15 protein-coding genes and 1 tRNA gene are annotated in these 13,700 nt (G+C 72.0%); 8 read left to right on the forward strand and 8 right to left on the reverse strand.

Features of this window, described 5'->3' with window-relative positions; genetic code table 11:
• Positions 1 to 39: 39 nt before the first annotated feature.
• Genes P5G59_RS02650 through P5G59_RS02660 form a run of 3 tightly spaced genes read left to right on the forward strand, consistent with a single transcriptional unit; the run spans position 40 to position 2,937 of the window.
• Positions 40 to 1,113 (forward strand): LolA family protein, encoded by a 1,074-nt coding sequence (locus P5G59_RS02650; protein ID WP_435871232.1) that lies wholly within the window; start codon positions 40 to 42, stop codon positions 1,111 to 1,113.
• Positions 1,110 to 2,045: an ABC transporter ATP-binding protein gene (locus P5G59_RS02655; RefSeq protein WP_301215681.1), complete on the forward strand. Its 936-nt coding sequence runs from the start codon at positions 1,110 to 1,112 to the stop codon at positions 2,043 to 2,045. The genes P5G59_RS02650 and P5G59_RS02655 overlap by 4 nt, the downstream gene beginning before the upstream one ends.
• Positions 2,032 to 2,937 (forward strand): ABC transporter permease, encoded by a 906-nt coding sequence (locus tag P5G59_RS02660; protein ID WP_301215683.1) that lies wholly within the window; start codon positions 2,032 to 2,034, stop codon positions 2,935 to 2,937. Before P5G59_RS02655 ends, P5G59_RS02660 begins: the two co-directional genes overlap by 14 nt.
• Before the next feature lie 65 nt (positions 2,938 to 3,002).
• Here P5G59_RS02660 and P5G59_RS02665 read toward each other — a convergent pair whose 3' ends face one another.
• Complete coding sequence (locus P5G59_RS02665; protein WP_301215685.1) at positions 3,003 to 3,890, reverse strand: EamA family transporter; 888 nt, start codon at positions 3,888 to 3,890, stop codon at positions 3,003 to 3,005.
• A 36-nt stretch (positions 3,891 to 3,926) separates the two neighbouring features.
• Positions 3,927 to 4,496 carry a GNAT family N-acetyltransferase gene (locus tag P5G59_RS02670; protein ID WP_301215687.1) on the reverse strand — a complete coding sequence of 190 codons (570 nt, stop codon included), beginning with the start codon at positions 4,494 to 4,496 and terminating at the stop codon, positions 3,927 to 3,929.
• A 121-nt stretch (positions 4,497 to 4,617) separates the two neighbouring features.
• Between P5G59_RS02670 and P5G59_RS02675 the strand changes: the two genes are divergently transcribed.
• Positions 4,618 to 7,062, forward strand: coding sequence for a phosphoketolase family protein (locus P5G59_RS02675; protein ID WP_301215689.1), 2,445 nt, complete (start codon positions 4,618 to 4,620; stop codon positions 7,060 to 7,062).
• Between the two features lie 105 nt (positions 7,063 to 7,167).
• On the opposite strand, the gene P5G59_RS02680 is transcribed toward P5G59_RS02675, so the two are convergent.
• On the reverse strand, positions 7,168 to 7,956 hold the full coding sequence (locus P5G59_RS02680; protein WP_301215690.1) for an SGNH/GDSL hydrolase family protein: 789 nt from the start codon (positions 7,954 to 7,956) through the stop codon (positions 7,168 to 7,170).
• A gap of 78 nt (positions 7,957 to 8,034) precedes the next feature.
• Between P5G59_RS02680 and P5G59_RS02685 the strand changes: the two genes are divergently transcribed.
• Entirely contained in the window at positions 8,035 to 8,502 is a 468-nt protein-coding gene (locus P5G59_RS02685; protein WP_301215692.1) for a VOC family protein, read from the forward strand.
• Positions 8,503 to 8,519: 17 nt separating this feature from the next.
• Here P5G59_RS02685 and P5G59_RS02690 read toward each other — a convergent pair whose 3' ends face one another.
• Together P5G59_RS02690 and P5G59_RS02695 are read right to left on the reverse strand one after the other, a co-directional pair.
• Positions 8,520 to 9,461: a hypothetical protein gene (locus P5G59_RS02690; protein ID WP_301215694.1), complete on the reverse strand. Its 942-nt coding sequence runs from the start codon at positions 9,459 to 9,461 to the stop codon at positions 8,520 to 8,522.
• A 155-nt stretch (positions 9,462 to 9,616) separates the two neighbouring features.
• The gene (locus P5G59_RS02695; RefSeq protein WP_301215696.1) at positions 9,617 to 10,648 is read right to left on the reverse strand and encodes an LLM class flavin-dependent oxidoreductase; all 1,032 of its coding nucleotides are present in this window, start codon (positions 10,646 to 10,648) and stop codon (positions 9,617 to 9,619) included.
• Positions 10,649 to 10,724: 76 nt separating this feature from the next.
• Between P5G59_RS02695 and P5G59_RS02700 the strand changes: the two genes are divergently transcribed.
• Positions 10,725 to 11,549, forward strand: coding sequence for an MBL fold metallo-hydrolase (locus tag P5G59_RS02700; RefSeq protein WP_435871233.1), 825 nt, complete (start codon positions 10,725 to 10,727; stop codon positions 11,547 to 11,549).
• 22 nt (positions 11,550 to 11,571) lie between these two features.
• Here the strand turns inward: P5G59_RS02700 and P5G59_RS02705 are convergent, their stop codons facing one another.
• Positions 11,572 to 11,895 carry a thioredoxin family protein gene (locus P5G59_RS02705; protein ID WP_301215698.1) on the reverse strand — a complete coding sequence of 108 codons (324 nt, stop codon included), beginning with the start codon at positions 11,893 to 11,895 and terminating at the stop codon, positions 11,572 to 11,574.
• An 83-nt stretch (positions 11,896 to 11,978) separates the two neighbouring features.
• On the opposite strand from P5G59_RS02705, the gene P5G59_RS02710 reads away from it, so the two are divergent.
• Entirely contained in the window at positions 11,979 to 12,479 is a 501-nt protein-coding gene (locus P5G59_RS02710) for an FBP domain-containing protein (RefSeq protein WP_301215700.1), read from the forward strand.
• Between the two features lie 3 nt (positions 12,480 to 12,482).
• Here the strand turns inward: P5G59_RS02710 and P5G59_RS02715 are convergent.
• A tRNA-Leu gene (locus P5G59_RS02715) sits at positions 12,483 to 12,565 on the reverse strand.
• 38 nt (positions 12,566 to 12,603) lie between these two features.
• On the opposite strand from P5G59_RS02715, the gene P5G59_RS02720 reads away from it, so the two are divergent.
• On the forward strand, positions 12,604 to 13,209 hold the full coding sequence (locus P5G59_RS02720) for an ANTAR domain-containing response regulator (protein ID WP_115696764.1): 606 nt from the start codon (positions 12,604 to 12,606) through the stop codon (positions 13,207 to 13,209).
• Between the two features lie 81 nt (positions 13,210 to 13,290).
• On the opposite strand, the gene P5G59_RS02725 is transcribed toward P5G59_RS02720, so the two are convergent.
• Entirely contained in the window at positions 13,291 to 13,695 is a 405-nt protein-coding gene (locus P5G59_RS02725) for a hotdog fold thioesterase (RefSeq protein WP_301215704.1), read from the reverse strand.
• Between the last annotated feature and the right edge of the window lie 5 nt (positions 13,696 to 13,700).

Raw genomic sequence — 13,700 nt, forward strand, 5'->3', positions numbered from 1 at the left:
GCAGGGTCGGATGGGGTGGGGCGCGCGTACCCTGAGGTCATGGAACACCGTTGGATGCGCTGGGCGCCCGCCGTCGTCGTACCGGCCGCGATCGCCGCCGCCGCTATCGTCGCGCCGCTCGCCGCCGGCGCATCGGACCTCCCCGTGAAGTCGCCGGCCGACGTCCTGCGACTGGTCGCCGCGAGCGATACCCGGTCGTTCTCCGGCACCGTCGAGCAGAGCTCCGACCTCGGCCTCCCCGACCTGCCCGTGACCGCGTCGAAAGGCACTGATGGCGGCGCCGCCGACCTGCTCGAGCTCGCTCTCGTCGACCACACCGCCAAGGTGTGGGTGGACGGCCCGAGCAAGGTGCGCGTGCAGGTGCTCGACCGCCTGGCCGAGCGCGACGCGATCCGCAACGGCTCCGATCTCTGGCTCTACCAGTCGAGTGGCGAGAAGGTTGTGCACGCGACGGTCCCCGCTCACAGCGAGAAGACCCCGGCACCGGACGCGACCGCGCTGACCCCGTCGCAGCTCGCGCAGCGCTTCCTCGACGCCGTCGACCCCTCGACCTCGGTCACCCTCGGCTCCGACACCTCGGTGGCCGGCCGTGACGCCTACGACCTCGTGCTGAAGCCCAAGGCGACCGCCACCCTCATCGGCAGCGTGTCGATCGCCGTGGACGGCAAGACTGGCATCCCGCTGAAGGTGGCCGTGACCGCGCGCGGCGCGAGCTCGCCGGCGTTCGAGGCCGGGTTCACCGCGTTCAGCGACCAGCGGCCCGACGCCTCCGTGTTCTCGTTCACGCCGCCGAAGGGCGCCTCTGTCACCGAGCAGGCGCTGCCGAAGGGCGGCGCGGCCGACAAGGGCGCGCACGAGCACCCGAAGCCGACCGTGACGGGCACGGGATGGGCGACCATCGTCGCGCTGCCCGCCGGCTCCGCGCCGTCGTCGGTCGCCGACGATCCGCTGTTCGCGCAGCTCACCCAGCCGGTGGACGGCGGCCGGGCCCTCAGCTCGTCGGTGGTCTCGGTGCTCGTCACCGCGGACGGCCGGGTGCTCGCCGGCTCCGTGCCGGTCTCCGCACTGCAGGCCGCGGCCGCCCAGCCCGCCACGCAGGCCCCGGCCAAGTGACCGACGCGGCGATCGCGACCAGCGGGCTCACCAAGCGCTTCCGGTCGCGTGCCGTCGTCGACGGCCTCGACCTGAACGTGCCGCGCGGGTCGGTGTTCGGCTTCCTCGGCCCCAACGGATCGGGCAAGACGACCACGATCCGGATGCTGCTGGGCCTCGTCTCGCCGTCGGCCGGCTCCATCCGGCTGCTGGGCGAGGCGATGCCCGACCGCGGCTCCCGGGTGCTGCCGCGGGTCGGCGCGCTGGTCGAGGGCCCGGCCTTCGCGCCGTACCTCTCGGGCACGGCGAACCTGCTCCGGCGGGACACCGCCGACCGCTACGCGCCGGGGTCCACCCGCACGGCGCGGGTCTCGGCGGCGCTCGACCGGGTCGGCCTGTCCCACGCGGCGGGCAAGCACGTGCGCGCGTACTCGCTCGGGATGAAGCAGCGGCTGGGCATCGCCGGCGCGCTCCTCACCGACCGCGACCTGCTGGTGCTCGACGAGCCCACCAACGGTCTGGACCCGCAGGGGACGCGCGAGGTGCGCGCCCTGGTCCGCTCGCTCGCCGACGAGGGCACCACCGTGTTCGTCTCCAGTCACCTGCTGGCCGAGATCGAGCAGGTGTGCACGCACGCCGCGATCATGCGCGCGGGCCGCCTGGTCGCGCAGGGGTCGCTCGACGAGCTGCGGAGCGCGTCCGGGCCGCGGGTGGCGGTCGAGTCGCCGGACACCGCCCTGGCCGTCGCCACTCTCCGCCGCTTCGGGCTGGAGCCCGTCGCCACCGGCTCCGGGGTGGAGGCCGCGCTCGGCGACTCCGCGCCGGCCGCCGAGGAGCTCTCCGCCGCACTCGTCGGCGACGGCGTGCGCCTGCGCGGCTTCGCCGTGCGGTCGTCGAGCCTGGAGGAGCGGTTCGTCGAGCTCACCGGGGAGGGCTTCGATGTCGAGCAGTGAGCTGACGGCGGTACCGGATGGGGAGGCGCCGAGCGCGTCGAGCGAGACCGGTACGACCTCCGCCGCCCGGCGCGAGCGTCCCGCCGTCGGCTGGGCGCTGCTCGGGTCGGAGCTGTCGGTGATGTTCCGCCGCTGGCGCACCTGGGCGATGCTGGCGGCCCTTGCGGCCATCCCGCTGCTCATCGCGGTCGCCGTCCGGATCACCGGCGGCAGCTCACGCGGTCCGGCGTTCCTCGGCGACATCACCTCGAACGGCGTCTTCGTGGCGTTCACCGCGCTCGTGGTGTGCGTCCCGCTGTTCCTGCCGCTGACCATCGGCGTGGTCGCGGGCGACACGATCGCGGGGGAGGCGAGCCACGGCACGCTCCGCTACCTCGTGATCGCGCCGGCCGGGCGCCTCCGGCTGCTCGCCGTGAAGTACGTCGGCAGCGCCGTGTTCTCCCTGGCTGCGGCCCTGGCGGTCGCGGTGGCGGGTGCGCTGATCGGGATGCTGCTGTTCCCGATCGGACCGGTCACGCTGCTCTCCGGCGTGCAGGTGAGCCTGGGGGAGGCGTACATCCGGCTGCTGCTGATCTCGCTGTACATCGTCGTGTCGCTGCTGGGGCTGTGCGCGATCGGGCTGTTCCTCTCGACGCTCACCGACGTCCCCGTCGGGGCGATGGCGGCGACCGCGGTGCTGGCGGTGGTCTCGCAGGTGCTCGACCAGCTCCCGCAGCTGGACGCCCTGCACCCCTGGCTGTTCAGCCACTACTGGCTGGGCTTTGGCGACCTCCTGCGCGACCCGATCTCGTGGGACTCGTTCGGCTCCAACGCTCTGCTGCAGCTCGGCTACATCGCCGTCTTCGGCGCCCTGGCCGTCGGCCGCTTCACCACCAAGGACATCCTCAGCTGATCGAGTTGCACGTCGTGGCGGCTATTCGGCACCAATAGCCGCCACAACGTGCAACTCGGCCGGGGTCAGGGGATGGATTCGGCCGTCTGCTCCAGCTCGGAGCGCGGCTGCTCCCGCTGCGTCGCGATGGTGATGCCCGCCGCGGCGCAGACGATCAGGATGCCGACCAGCTGCACGAGCGAGAACCGCTCGTGCAGCACGATGACTCCGAACACGGTCGCGACGACCGGCCCGAAGCTCGTGATGACGGCGTACAGCCGCGGGGTGATCCGACGCAGGATGAACGTGTCCAGGCTGTACGGCACCGCCGACGACAGCACCCCGAGCGCGAGCAGCAGCAGGAGCACCTGCGCGTCCAGCCGGCTGTAGTCGATCACGATGAGGGCGAGCGGAACGGTCAGCACGGTGGAGACGACGCTCGCGACGCTCAGGCCCTCGAGCCCCGGGAGCCGTGTCGCGACCTGCCGCGTGAGCAGGATGTACGCCGCCCAGGACGCCGCGGCGGTGAGGGCGAGCACGACCCCGAGCGGGTCGACGCTGCCCTCGGTCGCGGTCAGGAGCAGGACGCCCGCGGCCGCGGCCACCGCGCATCCCGCGTCCAGCCAGCGCCGGGATCCGGCCAGGGCGAGCGCGAACGGCCCGAGGAACTCGATCGTCGCCGCCATCCCGAGCCCGAGCCGGCCGACCGACTCGTAGAAGCTGAGGTTCATCGCCGCGAGCACGACACCGAGCGCGAGCGCCGGCCACAGCCGCCGCCAGGTCAGTTCGGCGCGGCGCGGCCGGTAGAACGGGAGCACCACGACAGCGGTGACCACCTGGCGCGCGGCGACGACGACGAGCGATCCGACCACGGGGATGAGGAGGCCCGCGAGCGACGAGCCGTAGTTGATGCTGATCTCGGTCGCGACCTGGGTGCCCGCGCCGACGAGACGGTCACGACGGCTGGAGCTCACCCGATCGAGCTTACCGGCGCGGCCGACCGCGAAGAGTCAGAGCGCGAGCCGCATGATCGCCCTGGTCGCGCTCGGCCGGCGGACCACCTCGAACCCGCCGTCGCGGAACAGAGACACCGTGCCGTGGTACCGCTCGGCGCTCGAGAGCGACGGCCTCGCCTCCGTGTCGACCGGATAGCCTTCGACGAGCTCGGCGCCCTGGTTCCTCGCGTGCTCCACCGCGCCGTCCAGCAGGGCACGGGCGAGGCCCTGCCGCCGGAAGTCGAGGCGCACGACGAAGCACGTCACCGCCCACGGGTCGGCCGGGTCGCCCTCCACCCGCTTCGTGATCGGCGAGCGCGCGAGGTTCGGGTAGGCCGAGTACTGCTCGACCGCAGCCCAGCCCGCCGGTTCGCCGTCGACCCACGCCAGCACGCCCGGCGATCCGCTGCGCACCTGGTCGTGCAGCCGCTCGCGACGGTCGCCCACCGAAAGCTCGTCGCGTTGCGTGCCAGGCACCTTGAACCACTGGCACCAGCATCCCGACGGGTCGCCGCGGGTGCCGAACACCGTCTCCAGGTCGCCCCACACGTCGTCGTCGACCGGCCGGACCACTGTGTCGCTCATGCCTCGACGCTAGCGCCCACCGCCGACAGCGGCCAGGGGCCGCCACGCCGTGGCCCACCTGACGCGGTCACCCGGGCCGCGTAGGATGCGCGTGAACCGGCCAGCGACCAGGGGAGCCCCGATGAGCGACACGACCACCGCGTCTACGCAGCACGACCTCTCCGAGCAGACGCTCGACGCCCTCGACGCCTGGTGGCGCGCGGCGAACTACCTCTCCGTCGGGCAGATCTACCTGCTCGACAACCCGCTGCTGCGGCGGCCGCTCAGCCGCGACGACATCAAGCCGCGGCTGCTCGGGCACTGGGGAACGACGCCGGGGCTGAACTTCGTCTACGCGCACCTGAACCGCGCGATCCGGGAGCGCGACCTGGACACCCTGTTCGTCGCGGGGCCGGGCCACGGCGGTCCCGGTGTCGTCGCCAGCGCCTACCTCGACGGCACGTACAGCGAGCTGTACAGCGCCATCGACCGGAGTGAGGACGGCCTGCGCCGGCTGTTCCGGCAGTTCTCGTTCCCGGGCGGCATCCCGAGTCACGCGGCGCCGCAGACACCGGGCTCCATCCACGAGGGCGGCGAGCTCGGCTACGCGCTGTCGCACGCGTACGGCGCGGCGTTCGACAACCCTGACCTGCTGGTCGCGGCGGTCGTCGGCGACGGCGAGGCCGAGACCGGCCCGCTGGCGACGGCCTGGCACTCCAACAAGTTCTTGAACCCGGCGCAGGACGGGGTGGTGCTGCCGATCCTGCACCTCAACGGCTACAAGATCGCCAACCCGACGGTGCTCGCCCGCATCCCGGAGTCGGAGCTCCTGGACCTGATGCGCGGCTACGGCTACGCGCCCTACGTCGTCTCCGGAGGCTTCGACGGGGAGGACCCGCGCGAGGTGCACAAGCGGATGGCCGCGACGCTCGACGAGATCCTCGACCGCATCGCGGAGATCAAGCGCGCGGCGGCCGACGGCTCCCTCGACGGACGGCCCGCCTGGCCGATGCTCATCCTGCGCACCCCGAAGGGCTGGACCTGCCCGCCCGAGATCGACGGGCACCCGACCGAGAACAACTGGCGCTCCCACCAGGTGCCGCTCGCGAACGCGCGCGACACCGAAGAGCACACCCGCCTGCTCGAGAGCTGGTTGAAGTCGTACCGCCCGGAGGAGCTGTTCGACGACGAGGGCCGCCCGGTCGAGCTGGTCACCTCGCTGGCGCCTGCGGGTGACCGGCGGATGAGCGCCAACCCGGTCGCGAACGGCGGTCTGCTGCGGCGCGATCTGCGGCTGCCCGACTTCCGCGACTACGCCGTCGACGTGCCGAGCCCGGGGGAGACCGTGGCGGAGGCGACGCGCGTGCTCGGCGAGTGGTTCCGGGATGTGATGGCCGGCAACCCGCACGACTTCCGCCTGTTCGCGCCCGACGAGCTGGCGTCCAACCGGCTGCAGGCGGTGTACGACACGACCAGCAAGCAGTGGGACGCGGAGTACCTCCCCATCGACGACGACAACCACCTCGCGCCGGCCGGCCGGGCGATGGAGGTGCTCAGCGAGCACCAGTGCCAGGGCTGGCTGGAGGGGTACCTGCTCACCGGGCGGCACGGCGTCTTCACCTCGTACGAGGCGTTCATCCACATCGTCGACTCGATGTTCAACCAGCACGCGAAGTGGCTGAAGTCGGCCGGCGAGGTCGCCTGGCGGCGCCCGGTCGCCTCCCTCAACTACCTGCTGAGCTCGCACGTCTGGCGGCAGGACCACAACGGCGCCTCGCACCAGGACCCCGGCTTCATCGACCACGTCGTCAACAAGAAGGCCGACGTGGTCCGGGTCTACCTGCCCTTCGACGCGAACACCCTGCTCTCCACCTACGACCACTGCCTGCGCTCGGTCGACTACGTCAACGTGGTCGTCGCGGGCAAGCAGCCGTCGCCGCAGTGGCTGACCATGGACGAGGCGATCGCGCACTGCACGCGCGGCATCGGCATCTTCCCCTGGGCCGGCAGCGAGGTGGAGGGCGAGGAGCCGGATGTGGTGCTCGGCTGCGCCGGCGACATCCCGACCCTGGAGACGCTGGCCGCGGCGAGCATCCTGCGCGACCGGCTGCCCGACCTGAAGGTTCGCGTGGTCAATGTCGTCGACCTGATGCGGCTGCAGGACGAACGCGAGCACCCGCACGGCCTCTCGGACCGCGAGTACGACGCCCTGTTCACCACCGACAAGCCGGTGATCTTCGCCTACCACGGCTACCCGTGGCTGATCCACCGCCTCACCTACCGCCGTCGCGGCCACGACAACCTTCACGTGCGCGGCTACAAGGAGGAGGGCACGACGACCACGCCGTTCGACATGGTGATGCTCAACGACCTCGACCGCTACCACCTGGTCATCGACGTGATCGACCGCGTGCCCGGGCTTGCCGCGCGCGAGGCCGAGCTGCGCCAGGAGATGCAGGACGCCCGCCTGCGCGCGCGGCAGTACACGCGCGAGCACGGCGAGGACATCCCCGAGGTGGCCGAGTGGACGTGGGCGGGCGGCCAGCGCACCACCCGCATCGACACCACGGGCGGCGACAACGACTGAGGCGTCCCGGCGCGGCCTCGCGCGACTGCGGTGCTGCGGAACGTCTGCGGCTGCGCGACCGGCCGCAGACGTTCCGAACGGTCGCAGTCGCGCGCGCGTCGCCGGTCAGAGCGGGCGGAGGGTCTCCGGGTCGACCACGGTCAGCTCGGCGATCTTCGCCGCGCGGCCGTCGCCGGAGGAGCGGCCTGTGAGCCGGCGCCCGATCCACGGCAGCACGTGACGGCGGTAGTAATCGGCCGTGCGGCGGGTGCGCTCGCCCGGGGGCGCCGCCGCGACCTCCTCGACACCCCACTCGACGGGCACCGGGACTCCGAACGCGGTGAGCACGTTGCTCGCGACCCTGGCGTGGCCGAGCGGACCGAGGTGGAGGCGGTCCTCCGACCAGTAGCGGATGTCCTCCAGCCCCTCGTCGGCCCAGTTGTCGACGAAGGTGATCCCGTCGCGCGGCAGCATCTCCCGCACCGCCACCGCGAGTTCTTCGCCACGGCGGCGGATGACGCCGCCGAGGGGTAGGTGCCGGCTCGGGTTCGCGCCGCTCAGGAGCAGCATGTGGCTGCCGGACGCGACCACCCGGTCCGCTGCCTCCACCAGCGTCTTCGCGACGCCCTCGATGGAGACGCGCGGGCGCATGATGTCGTTGCCGCCGCCGTTCAGGCTCACCAGGTCGGGGTGCTGGGCGATCGCCGGCTCGACCTGCTCGGCGACGATCGGCCCGAGCTTCCGGCCGCGCACCGCGAGGTTCGCGTACCGGAACGGCGCCGGGGAGGCAGCCGCCATCCCGAGCGCCACGAAGTCGGCCCAACCGCGCACGCGGCCGTCGGGCAGCTCGTCGCCGACGCCCTCCGTGAAGCTGTCCCCGATGGCGATATAGCTGCTGAATGCGGTGCCGGTCACAGGGCAACGCTACTCCGCCCCGCGGGCCGCCCGGGTCGCTACCATGGGCGCCAGGCGACGACGCCGGAGGGGGGCACCATGCAGAAGGTCACGACGTTCCTGTGGTTCGAGAGCGGGGTGGAGGAGGCGGTGCAGCGGTACACCTCGCTGCTGCCGGACTCCGAGGTGCTGGAGGTGCAGCGGTTCGGCGGCGAGATGCCGGGCGGCCTGGTGGTGGTGCGGTTCCGGCTCGCCGGCGTCGAGTACCAGGCGATGAACAGCAACACCGTCGCCGGTTTCACCGAGGCGTTCTCGCTGTCCGTGCTGTGCGACGATCAGGCCGAGGTCGACCGGCTGTGGGAGGCGCTCACGGCCGACGGGGGCGAGGAGAGCATGTGCGGCTGGCTGCGCGACCGTTGGGGCGTCAGCTGGCAGATCGTGCCGCGCCGCCTGCTCGAGCTCCAGTCCGACCCGGACCGGGAGCGCGCGGCGCGCGCGAACCAGGCGATGCTGTCCATGCGCAAGCTCGACATCGCCGCGCTGGAGGCCGCCGCCGACGGTCGCTGACCCCGCGAGGCGCCCGGTCAGCGGGCGAGGAGGTCCTGCCAGGAGAGCAGGTGCTCGACGGTGACGCCGCCGTAGCCGCGGATCGACGAGAGCGCGGTGCGCACCTTGGCCGTCTCCGACTCCAGCAGCGCGGCCGAGTCGTCGCCGAACGTCGCACCGGGGCCGCCGGCGACCTCCGGGGTGTCGGTCTCCACGCCGATGGTGAACGGGATGCGCTTCGCGGCGGCCGCGGTGGCCGCGGGCTTCGCGAAGGCGACGATCCCGTCGGAGCCTGCGGCGTGGTCGCTGAAGGCCACGATCGCGACCGAGCGCAGGTGGGGGAGCAGGGCGTCGAACGCGGTGCCTCCGGTCGGCTGCGGCTTCGCGGCAAGCCACCACGGCAGGTCGGCGCCGATCGGGACGCTGCCCGCGACGGCCTTCGCGCGGTCGTACATGGTCTGGAGCTTCGCGACGACCGCCGGGAGCTCGGAGTCGGAGGAGACGACCCACGGCTCGACGTCGAACTGGATGGCGTCGAACGGCGCTGCGCGGAGCGCGGCCGAGGTCCAGGTCGCGGCCAGGTCGGGGTCGTCGGCCCAGCCGCCGTCGCCGCCGAGCGCGGCCACGGTCGTGACGCCGGCTCCGTGCAGGGCGCTCACGGCCTCCGTCAGCCACGCCGAGAAGGGGCCTTCGTCGGCGGCCCACGGCACCGAGAGGTAGACCGTGCGCAGGCGGTGCGCGGCGGCGAAGGAGGCGAGCGCCTGCGGCTCGAACTGGGGCATCCCCTGCCCGCGCGCGTCCACCGCCGGGTCGATCGGGTTGCCCCACGCCCACATGGAGGTGATCGCGGACGCCGGCGAGGTCCCGTCGGTCCGGGTGCTCACGGCCGCCGCCGGCGAGGTTGCGGCGAGGGTGGCTCCGGAGAGGGCGACCGTGAGGACGGACGCGGCGATCGCGGCCTTGAGACGTCGAACCCGCATGGCACACCCTTCCTGGACAGGACACTTTCGGCACTGCGGTTTCGGGTGTGCAGTACGTCCATCATGTCAGGATCCACGGCGGAGTCTATGCCGCATTCGGGGTACACGAAACGGGGCACAGGTGTGCCCCACTTCGTTGTCCCCTCGACCAGGTGCTAGTGGCGCCAGCCGAGCGCGGGGGCGATCTGGGTGACGATCGTCTCCAGCAGGTGGGCGTTGTAGTCGACGCCCAGCTGGTTCGGGACGGTGACGAGCAGCGTGTCGGCGTCGGCCACCGCGGCGTCCTCCCGCAGCTCCTCGACGATCCGCTCGGGCTCGCCGACGTAGCTCTTGCCGAACCGCGCGAGACCCCCGTCGAGGTGCCCGACCTGGTCGTGCCGGTCGGCGAGCGCCGAGGCGCCGAAGTACCGGCGGTCGAGGTCGGTCGTGATCGGCAGGATGCTGCGGCTGACCGACACGCGCGGCTCCCGCTCCCAGCCGGCGGCCTTCCAGGCGTCCCGGTACTGCTGCAGCTGCTCGGCGTGGAGGTCGGAGAACGGCACGCCGGTGTCCTCGGTGAGGAGGGTCGAGCTCATGAGATTCATGCCCTGCTCGGCCGCCCAGGCCGCGGTCGCTCGTGTACCGGCGCCCCACCAGATCCGGTCGCCGAGGCTGGGGGACTGCGGCTCGATCGCGAGCGCGCCGCGCTGGCCGCCGGTCATGGACGGGTTCGCCTCCGCCACGCCTGCCCCGGCGATCGCCGCGCGGAACAGCTCGGTGTGCCGGCGGGCCATGTCCGCATCCGTCTCGCCCTCGGCGGGCACGTAGCCGAACGACTCCGACCCGCGCAGCGCCGTCTCGGGTGATCCGCGGCTGACGCCGAGCTGGAGCCGGCCGCCGCTGATCAGGTCGGCCGCCGCCGCGTCCTCGGCCATGTAGAGCGGGTTCTCGTAGCGCATGTCGATCACGGCCGTCCCGATCTCGATGCTCGAGGTGCGCGCGCCGATCGCGGCGAGCAGGGGGAAGGGCGACGCCAGCTGCGGCGCGAAGTGGTGGACGCGGACGAACGCGCCGTCCGCTCCGAGTTCCTCGGCCGCGACGGCCAGCTCGATGGTCTGCGTGAGGGCGTCGGCCGCGGTGCGCGACACGGAGCCCGGGATGGGCTGGTAGTGCCCGAAGCTGAGGAACCCGATGCGTTTCACATCCACTCCAATCGGTCCTGCGTGCAGCGTATTCCGTCGGACCCCTCTCCGGGGCGGCGGCACCGCGGCTAGGCTCGCGGACATGGCGGAGTGGCTGTGCGCGACCTGCGCGGTGGAGACGACCCCGATCGTGGACGAGACGGGCGAGCGTCCGCCCGCGGCCTGCCCGATCTGCGAGGACGAGCGGCAGTACGTGCCGCCCACCGGTCAGGAGTGGACGACGCTGCAACGCCTCCAGCGCGACGGCGAGCGCGTGGTGGTCACCGAGCTCGAGCCCGACCTGTACGGCCTGCGCAGTGAGCCGCGGGTCGGCATCGGGCAGCAGAGCATCCTGCTGCGCACCCCGGAGGGGAACCTGCTGTGGGACCCCACCGGCTACGTCGACGAGGCCGCAGCCGCCGCCGTGCAGGACCTCGGCGGCGCCGCCGTGATCGCGACCAGCCACCCGCACATGTTCGGCGCGCAGGTGAGCTGGTCGCGCATGCTGGGCGACCCTCCCGTGCTCGTCAACGCGGCCGATCGGCACTGGGTGCAGCGGGAGGACGCGGCCATCCGGTCGTGGACGGGCGAGATCGAGGTGCTGCCCGGCGTCACCCTGCGCACGGTCGGCGGGCACTTCCCCGGGAGCGCGGTGGTGCACTGGGATCGCGGCGTCGTGCTCAGCGGGGACACCGTGTTTCCCGGGCCGTCGCAGAAGTGGGTGACGTTCCAGCGCAGCTACCCGAACGACATCCCGCTGTCGGCCGCCGTGGTGCGACGGGTGGCCGACACCGTGTGCGATCGGCCCTTCGACCGGATGTACGGCAACCTGGGCAACGTCGTCCCGCAGGACGCGCGCGAGGCCGTGCTGCGCTCCGCCGAGCGCTACATCGGCTGGGTGAGCGGCGCGTTCGACCACCTCACGTGAGCTGCGGCCGGGCGCGTCCCGGTCAGAGGAACGCGGCGAGCTCCAGCTCCATGGCGGGCTTCGGCTTGGCGCCGATGATCGTCTTGACGACCTCCCCGTCCTGGAACACCTGCATCACCGGCAGGGCGAGCGCCTTGTAGGCGACCGTCGTCTCCATGTTCTCGTCGGCGTTGATCTTGACGATGCGGATGCGGTCGGCGTGCTCCTCCTGCAGCTGCTGCAGGATGGGCGACAGCGCGCGGCACGGACCGCACCACTCCGCCCAGAACTCTACGACCGTGGTGCCGGGGGCCGCGAGCACCTCATCTCGGAAGCTGGCGTCCGTGACGCTCTCGATCGTGGTCATGCGGCCACGTTAAGGTCTGACCCCGGGGGCAGAGTCAAGCGGTGCCGCGCGGAACCTGTGCGAGCATGGACGTGGAGGTGCGCATGGAGATCCTGAGCCCGCAGCAGATCCGCGAGTCGTTCGTCAACTGCTCCCGCAGCGAAGCCGAGGAGCTGCCCCTGCCGCCGGGGCTGCACGAGGTGGACTGGGCCCGGCGCGAGTACCTCGGCTGGCGCGACCCGAAGCTCCCGCAGCGTGGCTACGTCGTCATCCCGACGACCGACGGCCCGGTGGGGATCGTGCTGCGCGCCTCGGAGGCGAGCATGCGGTCGCACGCGCCGTCGATGTGCGGCTGGTGCCAGGACGTGCACCTCACCAACGACGTCTGGTTCTGGTCCGCGCGCCGAGCGGGCCAGTCCGGCCGCAACGGGCACACGGTCGGGACGCTGGTGTGCGGCGCGTTCGAGTGCAGCGCCAACGTGCGCAGGACTCCGCCGCCGTCGTACGTCGGGTTCGACGCCGACCGGGTGGTGGAGGAGAGGATCACCGGCCTCGCCGAGCGGGCCAGGCGCTTCGCCGCGACGGTGGTCGGAGCCCGCATCTAGTCGTGCCGCTGGTGGGACTCGAACCCACACGCCCTTTCGGACAAAGCATTTTGAGTGCTCCGCGTCTGCCATTCCGCCACAGCGGCGCACAACATCACCTGAACAATACCGTAGGCTTTTCCTCGTGACTGACCAGGAAACGACTCCCACCGCACCCCGCCGCGTCGTCGTGGCGGAGGACGAATCGCTCATCCGCCTCGACATCGTCGAGATCCTGCGCGACAACGGTTTCGAGGTCGTCGGGGAGGCCGGCGACGGCGAGACGGCCGTCGCGCTGGCGACCGAACTGCGGCCCGACCTGGTGATCATGGACGTCAAGATGCCCCAGCTCGACGGCATCTCGGCGGCCGAGCGCCTCTCGAAGGACCACATCGCGCCCGTCGTGCTGCTGACCGCGTTCAGCCAGAAGGAGCTCGTGGAGCGCGCGACCGAGGCCGGTGCCCTGGCCTACGTCGTGAAGCCGTTCACGCCGAACGACCTGCTGCCCGCGATCGAGATCGCGCTCGCCCGCTACCAGCAGATCATCGCGCTCGAGGCCGAGGTCTCCGACATGGTGCAGCGGTTCGAGACCCGCAAGCTGGTCGACCGCGCGAAGGGCCTGCTCAACGAGAAGATGGGCCTCAGCGAGCCGGAGGCGTTCCGCTGGATCCAGAAGGCCTCCATGGACCGTCGACTCACCATGCACGACGTCGCCCAGGCGATCATCGACCAGCTCGCCCCCAAGAAGTAAGGGCCTCCCAAGCCGACAGCTCCTGAGTTCTTCGAGCGGATCGCGGCGATCCGCTCGAAGAAGTCAGGAGCTGTTCGCGTGTCAGAGCTCCTTGATCAGGTTCGTGATGCGGATCGTGGAGCAGCGGCGGCCCTGGTCGTCCGTGACGGCGATCTCGTGCGTGGTCAGCGTCCGGCCCAGGTGGATGGGCGTGCACACCCCGGTGACGTAGCCGGTCGTCGCCGAGCGCGTGTGCGACGCGTTGATCTCGATCCCGACCGCGAGGCGGCCCTCGCCGGCGTAGAGGTTGGCCGACATCGAGCCGAGCGACTCGCCCAGCACGACGTAGGCGCCGCCGTGGAGCAGGTCGGCGGGCTGCGTGTTGCCCTCGACCGGCATGCGCGCCACAGCGCGCTCCACGGTGAACTCGAGCATCTCGATGCCCATCTTCTCGGCCAGTGCGCCGAGCCCTCTCTGCTGCACGTACGCGAGCGCGTCCTCGGTCATCCTCG

Source organism: Leifsonia virtsii, from assembly GCF_030433675.1.
Classification (GTDB): domain Bacteria; phylum Actinomycetota; class Actinomycetes; order Actinomycetales; family Microbacteriaceae; genus Leifsonia; species Leifsonia virtsii.